At 51.3% G+C, this 16,284-nt stretch carries 15 protein-coding genes; 13 read left to right on the forward strand and 2 right to left on the reverse strand.

Annotated elements, in window-relative coordinates; translation table 11 throughout:
* Positions 1-69: 69 nt before the first annotated feature.
* Positions 70-1,914, reverse strand: a complete 1,845-nt coding sequence (locus tag Undi14_RS08055; RefSeq protein ID WP_200179357.1) for a long-chain fatty acid--CoA ligase — start codon at positions 1,912-1,914, stop codon at positions 70-72.
* Positions 1,915-2,326: 412 nt separating this feature from the next.
* A complete protein-coding gene (locus Undi14_RS08060) occupies positions 2,327-3,598 on the reverse strand; it encodes an O-acetylhomoserine aminocarboxypropyltransferase/cysteine synthase family protein (protein ID WP_200179359.1) in 1,272 nt (423 codons plus the stop codon).
* A 248-nt stretch (positions 3,599-3,846) separates the two neighbouring features.
* Here Undi14_RS08060 and Undi14_RS08065 point away from each other — a divergent pair, with 248 nt between their 5' ends.
* The 13 genes from Undi14_RS08065 to Undi14_RS08125 all read left to right on the forward strand — a co-directional run bounded on the left by Undi14_RS08065 (position 3,847) and on the right by Undi14_RS08125 (position 16,276).
* Positions 3,847-5,058, forward strand: coding sequence for an acyl-CoA dehydrogenase family protein (locus Undi14_RS08065; protein WP_200179361.1), 1,212 nt, complete (start codon positions 3,847-3,849; stop codon positions 5,056-5,058).
* Positions 5,059-5,071: 13 nt separating this feature from the next.
* Positions 5,072-5,869, forward strand: a complete 798-nt coding sequence (locus tag Undi14_RS08070) for a methionine ABC transporter ATP-binding protein (protein WP_200179369.1) — start codon at positions 5,072-5,074, stop codon at positions 5,867-5,869.
* The gene (locus Undi14_RS08075; protein ID WP_200179371.1) at positions 5,862-6,524 is read left to right on the forward strand and encodes a methionine ABC transporter permease; all 663 of its coding nucleotides are present in this window, start codon (positions 5,862-5,864) and stop codon (positions 6,522-6,524) included. Before Undi14_RS08070 ends, Undi14_RS08075 begins: the two co-directional genes overlap by 8 nt.
* Positions 6,525-6,595: 71 nt before the next feature.
* Positions 6,596-7,423: a MetQ/NlpA family ABC transporter substrate-binding protein gene (locus tag Undi14_RS08080; protein WP_200179373.1), complete on the forward strand. Its 828-nt coding sequence runs from the start codon at positions 6,596-6,598 to the stop codon at positions 7,421-7,423.
* 8 nt (positions 7,424-7,431) lie between these two features.
* Entirely contained in the window at positions 7,432-8,823 is a 1,392-nt protein-coding gene (locus Undi14_RS08085) for an LLM class flavin-dependent oxidoreductase (RefSeq protein WP_200179375.1), read from the forward strand.
* Between the two features lie 25 nt (positions 8,824-8,848).
* The gene (locus Undi14_RS08090; protein WP_200179377.1) at positions 8,849-9,832 is read left to right on the forward strand and encodes an aliphatic sulfonate ABC transporter substrate-binding protein; all 984 of its coding nucleotides are present in this window, start codon (positions 8,849-8,851) and stop codon (positions 9,830-9,832) included.
* A gap of 5 nt (positions 9,833-9,837) precedes the next feature.
* The gene (locus Undi14_RS08095; RefSeq protein ID WP_200179379.1) at positions 9,838-10,674 is read left to right on the forward strand and encodes an ABC transporter permease; all 837 of its coding nucleotides are present in this window, start codon (positions 9,838-9,840) and stop codon (positions 10,672-10,674) included.
* A complete protein-coding gene (locus Undi14_RS08100; RefSeq protein ID WP_200179381.1) occupies positions 10,671-11,405 on the forward strand; it encodes an ABC transporter ATP-binding protein in 735 nt (244 codons plus the stop codon). The genes Undi14_RS08095 and Undi14_RS08100 overlap by 4 nt, the downstream gene beginning before the upstream one ends.
* A gap of 280 nt (positions 11,406-11,685) precedes the next feature.
* Complete coding sequence (gene minC / locus Undi14_RS08105; protein ID WP_186884550.1) at positions 11,686-12,432, forward strand: septum site-determining protein MinC; 747 nt, start codon at positions 11,686-11,688, stop codon at positions 12,430-12,432.
* 43 nt (positions 12,433-12,475) lie between these two features.
* Complete coding sequence (minD, locus tag Undi14_RS08110; RefSeq protein ID WP_186884549.1) at positions 12,476-13,291, forward strand: septum site-determining protein MinD; 816 nt, start codon at positions 12,476-12,478, stop codon at positions 13,289-13,291.
* Positions 13,292-13,293: 2 nt separating this feature from the next.
* Complete coding sequence (gene minE / locus Undi14_RS08115) at positions 13,294-13,557, forward strand: cell division topological specificity factor MinE (protein ID WP_186884548.1); 264 nt, start codon at positions 13,294-13,296, stop codon at positions 13,555-13,557.
* A 261-nt stretch (positions 13,558-13,818) separates the two neighbouring features.
* On the forward strand, positions 13,819-14,511 hold the full coding sequence (locus Undi14_RS08120; RefSeq protein WP_186884547.1) for a response regulator transcription factor: 693 nt from the start codon (positions 13,819-13,821) through the stop codon (positions 14,509-14,511).
* Between the two features lie 70 nt (positions 14,512-14,581).
* Positions 14,582-16,276, forward strand: a complete 1,695-nt coding sequence (locus tag Undi14_RS08125) for a FecR domain-containing protein (protein ID WP_200179382.1) — start codon at positions 14,582-14,584, stop codon at positions 16,274-16,276.
* Positions 16,277-16,284: the final 8 nt, after the last annotated feature.

Consider the following 16,284-nt stretch of genomic DNA (forward strand, 5'->3'; position numbering starts at 1 on the left):
AATAACGAACACCAGTCTCTGCATTCTCTGAATAGACATTGCAGAAACCGATGTCCGACGATGGCAGGTCTATTTTTTTCGTGGAGCGTAAATACGTGCCATGTCTTCTGCAAAGTGCTTTTGCAAATTCAGACGTTTCAACTTCAGCGTTGGTGTGATCAAGGTACTTTCTATCGTCCAGGGTTCGGTCGACAGAATCACACCTTTAGGCTGGGCGTAAAACGGAAAACTGCTGGTCAGCTCACGCACACGCTTCAACACCACGTCAGTTGCAGCGGGGGATTTTAAATTGTTCAGATCCGTGGCATCCACCCCTAGCGTTTGCGCTAACTGTGCCCAGTAAGACTGACTCAGTACAACGACGCAACCGATGAAAGGCGCATTCTCACCAAAAGCGTACACCTGCTCAAATGCCGGATCGGTGGAAATTGCGATTTCCAGATCGACAGGCGCAATTTTTTCACCAGTCGATGTCACGATAATCTCTTTGACGCGGCCGAGTATGCGCACTCGACCATCGACGACTTCTGCCTGATCACCGGTACGCAGCCAGCCATCAATAAATGCTTTGGCGGTATCTTCTTCACGCTTCCAGTAACCCCGCATGACGTTAGGACCGCGCACCTGCAGCTCCGCGTTTTCGCCTACCCTTACCTCAACACCTTCAAGAATTCGCCCGACGGTGGAAGGATTATTGTCGTCCGGTGCGTTGAATGCCACAACCGGCGCGGTTTCTGTCATACCGTATCCCTGCACAATAGGAATTCCGAGGCCGAGGAAGCAACGCGAGATCGACGTGGAAAGTGCAGCCCCGCCACTGACAGCAACGCGCAGGCGACCACCAAACTGATTTTTCAATTTGCTGGCAACTACAGGCTCCAGCACACGCCAGACGATAGCATCGCTAATACGTTGCAACACGCCGTCTGATGATAAATGCTGCGCGCGCGTGAAGCGCCGCCAGCCAACTGCGATCGCCGCATTAAACAAAAACGACTGTACTTTTGACTGAGCCAGCTTCGTTTGAATCACGCTGTACACACGCTCATATATCCTCGGTACAGAAATCAAAATTGTCGGCTTAATCGTGACCAACTCTTCAGGCAACTGTTTGACCGAATGCGAGAATGCAACACAGGCACCGGCCGCCACTGGCAGGTAATAACCGGCTGTACGCTCAAAGGTATGCGACAAAGGCAGGAACGACAGAAATACATCGCTGATCACCGGTGCCACACGTGCAACCACGGCTTTCACATTCGACATGACATTATTGTGTGTCAGCATCACGCCCTTGGGTTTGCCGGTAGTTCCTGAGGTATAAACCAAGGCGGCAAGATCATCCGCAGCAGCCTCAACCAGTCCCCCGGCAGCATTCACGCTCGCGGCAGCAGACAACCATTCTTCGGTTGAAACGACAGGAACACCGGCGGGATAATCAGCCGCTGTCAGATTTTTTTCCAGCACCACGACCTGACGTAAAGCAGGCAGCGCAATGCCGGCATTGCCTATGTCTTTCCATTGCTGATCCGTTGCTGCAATCAGAACGGAAGCATCACTGTCACCGATGATGTAAGCAATACTTTCAGGATTATCAAGCGCATGCATAGGAACCGGCACGCACGCCATCTGCAACGCAGCCTGATCGATACACACCGCCTGCAATCCATTCGGCAACAAAATGGCGATACGTGCACCACGCTCCAGATTCAACAACGACAGCGCCCGCACGCAGCCCATCACGCGCTGATGGGTTTCTTCCCATGTGTAACTGATCCATTGACCATTTTGTTCATTAAACTGCCGATAAGCTTCTGCGGACGGCGTTTTCGCTACGCGCCATGTGAAAAGTTCAGCGAGGGTCCGGAGGTCTGTCAATGCGCGCTCTTGCAATGGTCTCTGTTGGTTTGACATGATTTTTAAGTTTTCGTTAAGCACCGCTCTGTGACGGTAGGCTGGTCGCCGGATGAGAATGCAGCTCAGACAACATGTTCAGGAAAATAATTTGCTTCTGGCAAGTAAGAGGCTGCGTATGAACAAATCCGCCATATATGAAACATGCGGCATATGCGACGCATGCACTGCCTGATTCACTCAGACAACATATGTTTATATTACTACTATGACAGCATATCGGCGCAGAACAGTCGACTGAAAATAGCACATCCGTGCGGAATTCAGGGCAAACGAATTATAGGACGCCATCAGGCCGGGGCATTGACTTGGGTCATTGACAGAATGAGCAAAAAATTGCCATTCCTTACTGCGGATGAAAATCAGCGAGATGCACCCTGACGCAAAGCCTGCGATCAGGGCGCATTTCATGTTATGAAGCGGCTAATGCCTGCTCAAGATCAGCGATCAGATCGTCGATATGTTCAATACCGATCGACAAGCGCACGGTGTCTTCGGTCACGCCTGCTTTGGCGAGTTCTTCCGGATTTAATTGCCGGTGCGTCGTCGTCGCAGGATGGCATGCGAGAGATTTTGCATCGCCGATATTCACCAGGCGGGTGAATAGTTGCAAGGCATCCTGGAAGCGCCCACCTGCTTCGCGTCCGCCTTGCAGACCAAAAGTCAGTATCCCCGATGGCTTACCACCCAGATATTTTTGCGCCAACGCATGATCTTTGTGATCAGGCAAACCAGCATAATTCACCCACTTCACTTTCGCATGCTGTTGCAGATATTCGGCAATCTTGCGTGTATTGTCGGTAATGCGATCCAGTCTTAATGCCAGCGTTTCTATGCCCTGCAATATCAGGAAGGCATTGAACGGCGACAAGGCAGCGCCCGTATTACGCAATGGCACCACGCGCGCGCGACCTATGTAGGCGGCAGGGCCTAAAGCTTCGGTATAAACGACACCGTGATATGACACATCAGGCTCATTCAAACGCTTAAAACGTTGCTTGTGTTCTGCCCACGGAAACTTGCCAGAATCAACGATGATACCGCCTATCGTCGTGCCATGCCCACCCAGATATTTGGTCAGCGAATGCACGACAATATCTGCACCGAATTCAATCGGACGCAATAAATATGGCGATGGCACCGTGTTATCCACAATCAGCGGCACACCATGTCTGTGCGCAACTGCGGCAATCGCTTCAATATCGGTGATATTACCCAGCGGATTACCAATCGATTCAACAAATACTGCTTTGGTTTTATCATCAATCAGCTTGGCAAACGACTCAGGGTCACGATAATCCGCGAAGCGGGTTTCTATGCCGAATTGTGGCAAGGTATGCGCAAAAAGATTATAGGTACCGCCATATAACGTCGATGCCGAGACGATGTTGTCGCCAGCCTCAGCGATCGTCTGTATCGCATACGTGATGGCGGCTTGCCCCGATGCCAATGCCAGTCCAGCGATGCCGCCTTCGAGTGCAGCAACGCGTTTTTCCAGCACATCATTGGTTGGATTCATGATCCGTGAATAAATATTCCCCTGCACCTTCAGATCAAATAAATCTGCGCCATGCTGGGTGTTATCGAAAGCATAGGCAACGGTCTGATAAATCGGCACCGCAACTGCACGTGTCGTCGGGTCTGGCGAATAACCGCCGTGAACAGCAATAGTTTCCAGTTTCATTGATGGTTTCCTGTCGTTTGAGATGGTTTGAAAAAAGCTGTGATGATCATAAAAAGCGCCAGAACACCTGACAAGGAAGCATTTCATATTTCTATAGTTGAAATTCAAAAAACAACAGATTTCAACTATCACCATCTGATTTTCAACATAGGAAAATTCCGCATAAGCAAGGCGAAATATCTTCGTGTACCGCAATAAAGCCAGATGCAATACTGATCCGACATATTGCTCATCCATCAGGTTTTCGCATGTCCCGACGACTACAAACATTAAGTGACGCCATCGATTTTCCATCTCCTGAAAACGAGGTGATTACCATCGCCACTAACCTGGCTGATCGTCTGGCGCAGAGCGCCATCGAACGCGATCAGGCTGGCGGTCATGCAGCAACCGAACGCGCATGGATACGTGAATCCGGCTTGTTGACCTTATCCATTCCTGAGGAATTTGGCGGTCAGGGCGCGAGCTGGGCAACGATCTTGCAGATCGTACGATTGCTCGCCAAAGCCGATAGCGCCCTCGCGCATGTGTTTGCGTTTCACCACTTGCAAATTGCAGGCATAGAGTTGTATGGCAACGCACAGCAACGCCGGCGCTTGTACGGCGCCACTGTCGCGCAGAAATTATTCTGGGGTAATGCGCTGAACCCTTTGGATAAACGCACTCTGGCGACACGTACCAAAGATGGCTATCTGCTCAACGGGATTAAAAGTTTTTCGTCTGGCTCCGTGGGTTCAGACTGGCTGACCATTTCAGCCTGGGATGAAGCAACGCAAAGCGCGCTGATTGCGGCAATACCAAGCACCCAACCCGGCATACGCATACAGGCAGACTGGGATGCCTTCGGCCAGCGCCAGACAGATAGCGGCAACGTACATTTCGACCATGTCTTCCTGCATAACGATCTGGTGTTGCAGGCACCGGGACAAGTACCGACGGCGCAAGCCACACTGCGCTCGCAAATTGCCCAACTGATGATGGCAAACCTGTATCTGGGGATTGCTGCCGGTGCGTTTGATGCCGCCCGCAACTACACGCGGGATAAGGCCAGAGCCTGGTTTTCCTCAGGGGTCAGCACCGCCACAGAAGACCCTTACATTCAGCATCGTTATGGTGAGCTCTGGTTATTGCTGCGCCCGGCAACGGCACTTGCCGATCTGGCGGCACAAGAACTGGAAAGCACTTTCAGAAAAGGGGCGCTGGTCACTGCCGCAGAGCGAGGTGCGCTTGCTATCTCGGTCGCAGAGGCAAAATGCCTTGCGCACCGCGCAGGTATTGAGGTGAGCTCGCAAATGTTTGAATTGACTGGTGCCAGTTCGACTTCCAGCCGCTTTGGCTACGACCGTTTCTGGCGCAATGTCCGGGTACACACCCTGCACGACCCGATTGATTACAAACTACGTGATCTGGGGCGCTATGCACTAAACGGCAGCGTGCCTGAACCGACCGCCTATTCGTAATACGGAGTCCATCATGAGCGACAAGATCATACGAATACAGTCTGCCAGCAAATCCTTTGTGCTGCCGCACGGCGACATTTTTCAGGCGGTCAACAACGTCAGTCTGGACATTGCAAAAGGCGATATTTTTGGTCTGATAGGAAAAAGCGGCGCAGGAAAATCGACGCTGCTGCGTCTGTTCAATTTACTGGAGCGGCCAGACACTGGCAGCATCACGGTCGCCGGTAACGAACTGACGCAGCTCAACAAAAAACAATTGCGCGAAGCACGCCAGAACATAGGCATGATTTTTCAGCAGTTCAACCTTTTACAAAATGCCAGCGTGTTCGACAACGTCGCGTTCCCGCTGAAGATACACACACATCTGAGCAAACACGAGATCCGTGAACGTGTAGAGGAATGTCTGAATATCGTCGGCCTGACGAATAAAGCCAACAGCTACCCGGCGCAGTTATCCGGCGGGCAGAAGCAACGCGTTGCAATCGCACGCGCGCTGGCGAGCAGGCCGCAAGTGCTGTTGTGTGATGAACCGACCTCATCTCTCGATGCAGAAACTACACGCGAAGTGCTGGACACTTTGCGCGATATTAATCAACGTTTAGGAGTCACGATTGTGATCGTCAGCCATGAATTATCCGTCCTCAGCAGTATTTGTAATCATGTCGCGGTGATCGTCGATGGCGCAGTCGCTGAAAGCTTTGCGCTGGCTGATACCGACATCCCACGCCAAACCGCATTAGGGCGTGAACTGGCGTATTACAGCCGCGAAGAAAGCAGCGCCGGACAGTGGAAAGATCTTGCCCATGTTTGAAAATCTGATCTCACTGTTACCTGAACTCGGAACGGCTCTGCTGCAAACGCTGACCATGCTGGGTATAGGCTTGTCAGCCGCCGTCATCATCGGCGGGCCACTAGGTATTCTGTTGTTTCTGGTCGGCGACGGGCAATCGCTACAGCACCGCCCCCTCGCACTGGCGCTAGGCTGGCTGGTCAATACCGTACGCTCATTTCCTTTCATCATTTTGCTGGTTGCGCTGGTGCCATTCACACGCTGGCTCGTCGGCACCTCCATCGGCCCGTTGGCAGCAACAGTGCCGCTGTCGTTTGCCGCGATTCCTTATTTCGCAAGGCTGGTTGAACAAAACTGCAAAGAAGTGCCACGCGGCGTCATCGAAGCTGCCCATGCGATGGGCGCAACCGAATTTCAAATCGTCTGGCGGGTCTTGCTGGTCGAAGCCCGTTCCGGTCTGGTGCTCGCCCTGACGGTATTGGCCATCAGCTTTCTGAGTTATTCCGCCATTGCTGGTGTGGTCGGCGGCGGTGGCATCGGTGATCTTGCGATCCGTTACGGCTACTACCGCTTTCAGACCGATGTCATGTTTTTTACTGTTGCCATTCTGATTGTTCTGGTGCAGTTGATTCAGTTCACCGGCAGCCGTATCGCCAGAAAAATTGATCATCGCTGATTCGTTACCGTCACCGCTACCGTTACCTTTACTGCATTCACTTTCATACTCAACTTTCTGAAGGAATTTCTATGCTGCGTCGTAAATTTTTGACTACCCTGTTGACGAGCTTAGCGCTCGCCGTTTCCGTTCCGGCATTGGCGAAAGACCCGAAAGAATTAGTCATCGGTACAAGCGCAGGCCCGTATGCCGATCAGGTGAAATTAGGCATTAAGCCTGTACTGGAAAAGCAGGGATACAAAGTTAAAGTCGTCGAATTTAACGACTATATACAACCGAATTTTGCCCTCGCCGAAGGCTCACTCGATGCGAATGCGTTTCAACACATCATCTATCTGACCAAGTTTTCGACTGAAAACAAATTGCCATTAAGCGAGCTGATTAAAGTCCCCACGGCACCGATTGCGATCTACAGCAAAAAACATACTTCACTGAACCAAGTTAAAGAAGGCACGACCGTCGCCTTACCAAATGATCCGACCAATCAGGCCAGAGCACTGGTGCTGCTCGACCAGTTAGGATGGATCAAACTGCGGGCAAATTTCGATCCTATCCGTGCCTCGGAAAAAGATATTGCCGACAACATCAAAAAAATCAAACTGATTCCGCTGGAAGCAGCGCAGTTACCACGCTCGTTGCAAGACACAGATTACTCGTTTGTGAATGGCAATTTCGCGCTGGCGTCTGGCTTGAAACTGAGCGAAGCGTTGGCGCGTGAAAAAATCTCTGCCAATTATCAAAACCTGGTCGCGATCCGTACTGCCGATAAAAGCAAAGCCTGGGTGAAAGATCTGGAAGCCGCTTATCGTTCACGCGAGTTTCTGGATATCACGAATAAACATTTCGCCGGGTTCTCCAAACCGGATTATCAGCAAGCGCTGGAAAACAGCGGAAAATAAATCAGGCCATGAGCAAAGTCATCCGCTTCAATGCGTTTCAGATGAATACCGTCGGCCATCAGTCGCCGGGGCTGTGGCGACATCCCAGCGATCAAAGCCATCAATACACCAGCGCCCGGCATTGGACCGAGCTCGCACGCTTACTGGAATACGGTTTGTTTGACGCCGTATTCCTGGCCGATGTGTTGGGTGTGTATGACGTCTTTCAGGGCAAGGTGGATGCGGCACTGAAACATGCGATACAAATCCCCTTAAACGACCCACTGGCCTTGGTGCCTATCATGGCGAGCGTAACCAAACATCTGGGCTTTGGCGTGACATGTGCATTAACCAGTGAACATCCCTATCCGTTTGCGCGTCGCTTATCGACGCTCGATCATCTGACCGAAGGGCGCATAGGATGGAATATCGTCACCGGCTATCTCGACAGCGCCGCCCGCAATCTGGGTCTGCAGAAGCAACTCGGTCACGACGAACGCTATGACCTGGCAGATGAATATCTGGAGGTTGTCTATAAATTGTGGGAAAAAAGCTGGGATGAGCAAGCGCTTCAGCGCAACAAATTGCGCGGTATTTATGCCGACCCGGCACATGTGCATGCGATTGCGCACGAAGGCCAGTATTTCAAAGTACCGGGTATTCACTTATCTGAACCGTCACCACAAAGAACGCCACTCTTGTTTCAGGCTGGCACTTCCAAGCGCGGTACTGCATTTGCCGCCAGACATGCTGAATGCACGTTTGTCAGCGGCCCCAGCAAACAAGTCGTCAAACGCTATGTCGATGATATTCGTCAAGCGGTTGTTGCCGCTGGCCGCCAGCCGTCCAACATTCTGATTTATGCGCAAGCACTGATCATCACCGCCGAAACCGAAAAAGAAGCGCAAGCCAAATATCTGGATTATCGGCAGTACCTCGATATAGAAGCATCGCTGACCTTGTTATCTGGCTGGACCGGTGTCGACTTTTCACAATTTCCACTCGATGCCACGATAGACTACATCGAGTCAGATGCAGGCAGATCGGCGCTGGCCTCGTTCAGTGCAGCAGATCCCTCAAAAAAATGGACGGTTAGGGAAGCGGCAGAATTCATTGCGCTCGGTGGCCGGGGACCGGTCTTCATCGGTGACCCGCAACAAATCGCTACCCAGTTAGAAGCCTGGGTCGATGAAACAGGTATCGACGGTTTTAACCTTGCGTTTGCCATCGCCCACGAAACGATGCGCGATGTCGTGAATCTGATCGTTCCCGAATTACAGCGCCGCAAACGCTACAAGACCAGGTATGCCAGCGGCAGCTTGCGACATCAGCTGTTCGGCAAAGGCCCTTATTTACCTACAAATCATGTCGGACGCCGGGTCAGCATCACGCCCCCGGTCGCAGCTACAGCTGCAGCCTGATTATTTCTTTTTTTGAAAGCGCCTCATGAAACGTCGTCATTTCCTCGAACTTGCTTCCGCTTCTGCAACCGCAGCTTTGCTACCCACATTTGCTCACGCTGCGACACCGCTCAAAGAATTGCGGCTGGACTACGCGTATTACTCCCCCACCAGTCTGGTATTACGTCGTTTCGGCTGGCTGGAAGATGAATTCAAAGCCGACGGTACCAGTATCAAATGGGTGCTGAGCGCAGGCAGCAATCGTGCACTCGAATATCTGAGCGCCAACAGTATTGATATCGGGTCGAGTGCCGGGCTGGCGGCCTTGCTCGCCAAAGCCAATGGCAACCCGATCAGGACGCCATATATTTTTTCACGCCCCGAATGGACCGCGCTGCTGGTGCGGAAAGACTCTCTCATCCAGAATCTCGCCGACCTGAAAGGGAAAAAAGTAGCGGCTACCAAGGGCACCGATCCTTATCTGTTTTTGTTACGTGCGCTGAAAACGGCGGGATTAAAACGTAGCGACATAGAACATGTCAGCCTGCAACACGCTGATGGCCGTGCTGCGCTGGAGCAAGGTAAAGTGGATGCCAGGGCAGGGCTGGATCCGCACATGGCAGCCAGCGAACTGGAGTCACATTCCAGACTGATCTACCGTAATGTGGCATTCAACACCTATGGCTTTTTGAATGTGCGCGAAGAATTCCTAAGCAGTCGCTCGACCGAGGTCGCGCGTGTCATCCGCGCCTATGAAAAAGCACGCCTGTGGATTATCAATAATCCATCGGAGGCCGCAAAGATATTGTCGGAAGAAGCCAAAGTCACGTTGCCAGTCGCTTTATTGCAAATCAAATTGCGCAGCGACTTCAGCCAGCCTTTGCCTACGAATGAACATATCCAGGCTTTGCAAACCGCCGCACCCATTCTGTTGGAGGAAGGACTGGTCAAGCCAGGCACCGATCTGAAAACGGTGATTCATGCACTGATCGATACACGTTTTTCCCAATCACTGATTAGCCGCAGCTGAACATCATGAACACGTCTGCCATTGCGATGACTGCTGCCAGCACAAATCCGGCAGCACAAAAAAAGAGCCCGGTGTTACCACGGGCATTGTGGGGCCTGCTCTTGCCGCTGACTGTTTTACTGTTGGCGGAAATCAGTGTCCGCTTTGCGCTGATTCCGTCTCATCTGCTACCAGCGCCGTCTGAGATTTTTGGTACGCTTTTGTATCTCTGGCAGCATGATCTGCTCAGCCACATCGGCGTCAGCAGCGCCCGGGTTGCAGCGGGATTTGTCATCGGTGCGGTGCTGGCAATCTCCACCGGTTCTATGGTTGCGCTCAGCGGACGTCTGGACGCATTGCTTGATCCCAGCTTTCAGGCATTGCGTGCGATTCCCTCGTTGGCATGGGTTCCTTTATTGCTGTTGTGGCTAGGTATTGATGAAGCACCGAAATTGGTATTGATCGCGATCGGCGCTTTTTTTCCGGTGTATATGGGCGTTGTTTCCGGCATTCGCGGCGTTGACCGGCGACTCACGGAGGTAGGAAAACTATATCGTCTGACACCTTATGCGATGACGTGCCGCATCTTGCTACCGGCTGCCTTGCCTGCGATTCTGACTGGTTTGCGTAACGGGCTGAGTCTGGCGTGGATGTTTATGGTCGCCGCTGAATTGATTGCCGCCAGTCAGGGGCTCGGCTATCTGTTGACCGATGGGCGCGAAACCAGCCGTGCCGACATTGTTCTGGCCGCGATCGCCTTACTCGCCTTGCTCGGCAAGATCAGTGACTGGGGTATGCAGCAACTGGAACGCCACCTGCTTTCCTGGCGCGATACTTATCAGGCAGAAGGAGCCTCCGCATGAGCGATTTCCTGCATATCAGTATCGACGACAAACACTACGGCAGCCGCCAGGTATTGCGCTCGCTGCAAATCGATATACAGCGCGGCGAGATAGTTAGCCTGATCGGTGCCAGCGGTTGCGGCAAAAGCACCCTGCTCTCCATCATTGCCGGGCTTGATCGTGATTACCGTGGACAAATACAACTCGAAGGTAAGCGGCTATATGGTGTCAGCCAGGACATCGGCTTTATATTTCAGGAACCCCGCCTATTTCCGTGGCTGAGCGTCGCCGCCAATATTGCCTTCGACTCTGCGCAAACAGCCACAGAACACTCATCGGTGTCACATCTGCTGTCGGAAGTCGGCTTATCCGGATATGAAAATGCACTGCCCAAGCAGTTATCCGGCGGACAGGCACAACGCGTAGCAATCGCCCGGGGGTTGTATTCCCGCCCGAAGTTACTGCTACTGGACGAACCATTTTCTGCGGTGGATGCGTTCACCCGCATGAAATTACAGGATTTGCTGCTCAGCGTGGCGCAAGAACATGGACTGACGATAATCATGGTCACACACGATATTGATGAGGCACTGTATCTGAGCGACCGCATTATTCTGCTGGATCGCGATGCCGGCAATGTCAGATCCATCTTCCGTCCCGGGCTTCAACGACCAAGGAATCGTGCACAAGCGACGCTCTCACCGTTAAAAGCAGAAATCCTGGACAATTTGCATGCTGCGCATGCGTTCTAGGCATCGTTTCATCAACAGAGATGATTTCTGCTTATATCCACTTACGTCTGTTACATAAATTTTCCATATGGAAAATTTTACAGATAAGCGTCGTGGATTTGCCGCTTGGCGCAAGAAAACCTTGCTTATTTTTGCAATCTTTTCTGTCAATTGGTAGGATGAGTCCTTTTAGCAGGTATCAAGCTTACCTGCCGAAACGCGTATCGATATCCTGCGGATGATTTCCTGGCCACAAAATAATGATACGCTGGCGACTGCCTTTCCTTTTCTGATGAATGCCATGCAAAACAGTCTGACGCGTAAGCCCATAGAAATAAAAATTTCCACCGTTGTCGCTGTCGCTGTATTGCTGCATGAAGCGTCCACTCCTGCGCTGGAAGCTGCCTTAAAGGAAATGACTGCTGGTTCACCGGATTTTTTTGACGATGAATTCGCAGTCATTGACGTTGAAAGCATCGCGGCAGAAACCGTTGACTGGGACGCGCTGATCCCGCTATTCAAAGCACATGGCTTGCATCCGGTCGCGGTTCGCAATGCGCGCGAAGAGGATTATGCGATCATCCGTTCACATGGTTTAAGTATTGATGTGGTAAGCAAACCACGCCACGAACCAGAGGTGATCGCAGCGCAAGCCGAAGTACCAGCACCGGCAGCAAAAGCTGAACCACAAGTGATTATCCGCAATAATCCGGCAATGGTGATCGACACACCGGTCCGCGCTGGTCAGCGTATTTATGCACGCGGCGCAGACCTGATTATTACAGCCTCAGTCAATAACGGCGCAGAAGTTATCGCCGACGGCAGCATCCATATTTACTCAACACTGCGCGGGCGCGCATTAGCTGGCGCTACCGGCAATACGGAAGCACGAATTTTTGCACTGCAAATGGAACCGGAACTGGTGTCGATTGCCGGCATCTACCGGACATTTGAAAATGGCTTCCCGGATTTGCAGGCACAACATCCCGCACAAGTAAGGCTGATTGGTGACAGTATTGAAGTATCATCGGTAAAAACGGTCGGATAACGCCCTATATTTCAGTTATTTCGAATAGAAAAAGGAGTTTTTTGTGGCAAGAATCATTGTTGTAACATCCGGCAAGGGCGGCGTAGGGAAAACCACCTCCAGCGCAAGTTTTGCCTCAGGTCTGGCAATGCGCGGGCATAAAACAGCCGTACTGGATTTTGACGTCGGTCTGCGCAATCTGGATCTGATCATGGGTTGCGAACGCCGCGTGGTCTATGATCTGGTGAATGTCATCAGCGGTGAAGCAACCCTGAATCAGGCATTAATCAAGGATAAGCATTGCGATAACCTGTTCATACTGCCCGCCTCACAGACCCGGGATAAAGATGCACTGACAGAAGAAGGTGTTGAGCGCGTGCTGAATGATCTGGCAAAAATGGACTTTGAATTCATCGTCTGCGACTCACCGGCGGGTATCGAACGCGGTGCCGTCATGGCGCTGACATTTGCTGACGAAGCAATCGTTGTTACCAACCCTGAAGTGTCTTCTGTACGTGATTCTGACCGTATCCTCGGCATCATTCAGGCGAAGTCTAAACGCGCACAAGCCGGCGGCGAGCCAGTCAAAGAACATTTACTGATCACACGCTATTCACCAAAACGTGTTGAAGCCGGTGAAATGCTGTCGTATACCGATGTACAGGAAATTTTACGTATCCCTCTGATTGGTGTGATCCCGGAATCAGAGGCTGTATTACATGCATCGAATCAGGGTAACCCTGCTATACACATGAAAGGCAGCGATGTCTCTGATGCTTATGAAGATGTTGTCACCCGCTTCCTCGGTCAGGAAGTTCCGTTGCGCTTCATCACTTACGAAAAGCCGGGCTTACTGCAGCGTATTTTCGGAGGTAAATAAACATGGCCTTGCTTTCTTTTTTATTTAATAGCAAACCAAAAACTGCCAATGTGGCAAAAGAACGCTTACAGATCATCATCGCCCGTGAACGCACAGGTCGTGAAGGTTACGATTTTTTGCCCGCGTTGCGCGAGGAGCTGATCGCTGTCATTTCAAAATACACCAAAGTCAGCCCGGAGGACATTACCGTCTCTCTTGATAAGCAAGGGAATCTTGAAGTGCTGGACGTGAATGTTGTTTTGCCTGAATTAGAACTACGTAATTAAATAGTTGAGTCAGCAACTGGATGAGCTACAGAGGCGGACAAGTCTGCAATGCGTTCGCCTGGAATGAATCAGATCGGTGTTTCACATCACTTAACGAGGTAATGCTTAAAAAAGAATGATCGATGCGGTAATAAATAAATAAATTTCGTTGCAAATGTTATTTTTACGGGTTACATTTTTTAACAAATTTCATTTTTCTTACTTGCTTTCGATATAATGATAAGACCCTGTTCAATTGCCAGACATTAACGATAACTATCCATGAGAATCGCTGTACTTGACGACGACAATAATCTGCTGGAGCTGGTCTGCACTATTTTGAATGCGGCTGGTCATACATGTCATCCTTTTTTAAGCGGCAAAGAAATGCTGCATCAGCTGCGTCGCGAAAGCTACGACATGCTGATACTGGACTGGCAGGTTCCCGATCTGAATGGCACTGAAATTCTGCACTGGGTGCGGGAAAAGCTCTCACCAACGCTGCCGGTTTTGTTTATGACCAGCCGCTCCGGTGAAGACGACATCGTCGCTGGCCTCGCTGCTGGTGCAGACGACTACATGATCAAACCTATCCGCCGCAGTGAACTGGTGGCAAGGGTGCAGGCGCTGTTGCGCCGGGCGTATCCGACGCAGACGGCATCAGAACATCTGCAATTCGGCATCTACAAGTTTGAGACGCGCGCTGGTCGTGTCAGCGTTAACGATCAGCCGGTAGAAATGACGCAAAAAGAGTTCGATCTCGCGCTGCTGTTATTCAGGAATCTCGGTCGCCCCTTATCCCGCGCATACATACTGGAAGCGGTCTGGTCGCGCGATGTCGATATTCCGTCCAGAACCATGGACACCCATATCTCCAGGGTGCGCAGCAAACTGGAATTGAGGCCTGAAAACGGCTACAGGCTGGCACCTGTTTATAGTTATGGCTACAGACTAGAACAGGTTACAGCAGAGTAAATTTCCGGGTCAGCATAGTCTGACCCGGTTTGCATTTAATGCACAGAATTTTGATACATAGGATATGCGCATGAGTTCAGGCTCACCTACACTCCGTCGGCAATTATCAGTCTGCACTCTGGTTGCGGTTTTTCTTACCTACTCCCCGCTGTTGCTGGCGGCAAAAGTCACCGGCGAACCTGGTAGTATCGCGGCCACACCACCGGACATGACCTATTACGCTTTACAAGGCGACACCTTAACTGGCATCGCAAAACGATTTACCAATAAATCCCAAAACTGGGAAGTGCTCAGCAAACGCAATCATATTGCCAATGACAGGGCTATCCCCATCGGCACAGCGATCCTGATCCCGGCGGATCTGTTACCGGAAGAAGCAAGTGAAGCCCGTGTTGTTGCATTGGCAGGCAACCCGACGTTTAAAACAGTCGATGGTACAGAAACAGCCTTGTCCATCGGGACTGTGGTGAAAGAAGGAACCAGCATCACCACCGGAAAAAACGGATTTTTAACGCTGGCATTTCCAGACGAATCGCGCGTGTCCATTCCGTCGAATAGCCAGGTCAGCTTGAGTAAATTACGCAAAACAAAGTACGTCGCCAGTCCCAGAACTGAGATTTCTTTATCTGAAGGAAAAGTCGAATCCCGCGTTACCAGCCTTTCAAGTAACAAAGGACGTTTTGAAGTACGCTCGCCTCTGGCGGTTGCGGGTGTGCGCGGTACACATTTCCGCGTTGGCATCAACCCTGACGGTACCGCGAATGAAGTTCTGGAAGGTGGTGTTGCGGTCGGAACGGGTAGCAAAAAGACGAACGAACTGATACTGCCAGCGGGCAAAGGAAACATCGTCGGCGCAAATGGTGTCGGAAAAGCCGTTGATTTGCTGCCACCGCCAGTATTAGAAGCAGGTTATGCAATTCAAACGCGCCCCACCGTGCAGTTCATCGCACAGAAATCTGCGGTGACCGCCGCGTATCGGGTGCAGATTGCCAGAGATGCACAGGCATTGGATGTCCTGGCAGAGAACCGTTTCAAAGAAAATCGCTTCAAATTTGATGGACTGGAAGACGGCCAGTATTTTGTCCGCCTGACGGCAATTGATGCAATGGGGCTGGAGGGCTTGCCACTCACTACAGCTTTCACTCTGAAAGCAAGACCAGAGCCACCATTCTCGATACAACCGAAAAATAAAGTGCGGGCGGCCAATGTTGACTTCACATGGACAGAAGCGGCGCACGCCTACGCTTACCATTTGCAAGTCGCGAAAGACGCAGCGTTCAAAAACATTATTCTGGATCAGGCAGACATCAAGGATGTGCAATTCTCCGGCACATTTCCACAAGGAGAATATTTCTGGCGCATTGCGACTGTCATACAAAAAAATGGCCAATTTGATCAGGGGCCGTACGGCGATATACAGAGCTTCCAAAAATTGCCACCACAAGCAGCAGCCTCTTTCAGCGATTCTCAGAGCAAACAGATTTCGTTCAACTGGACAGCAGAACCGGGGCAAAAATTCCTGATTCAAATCGCACTTGATGCAGAATTTAAACGACTGTATTTATCACAGGAATCAGATCAGGCTGAGTTAAAAATTCCACGCCCGACGGCCGGTGAATACTATATCCGCGTGCGGGCAACGGATGCCGATGGCTACGTTGGTGCCTTCTCCGCCACACAGAAGATCACCATCCAGTCGCGCTGGACGACAAGTGATGGCGAGGCAATCAATAGTGGCAGCGGTGCCATTCGCAGTGGATTTTAACGGCTAAG

The organism is Undibacterium sp. 14-3-2 (assembly GCF_016595265.1).
In the GTDB taxonomy this organism is placed as follows: domain Bacteria; phylum Pseudomonadota; class Gammaproteobacteria; order Burkholderiales; family Burkholderiaceae_D; genus Undibacterium; species Undibacterium aquatile.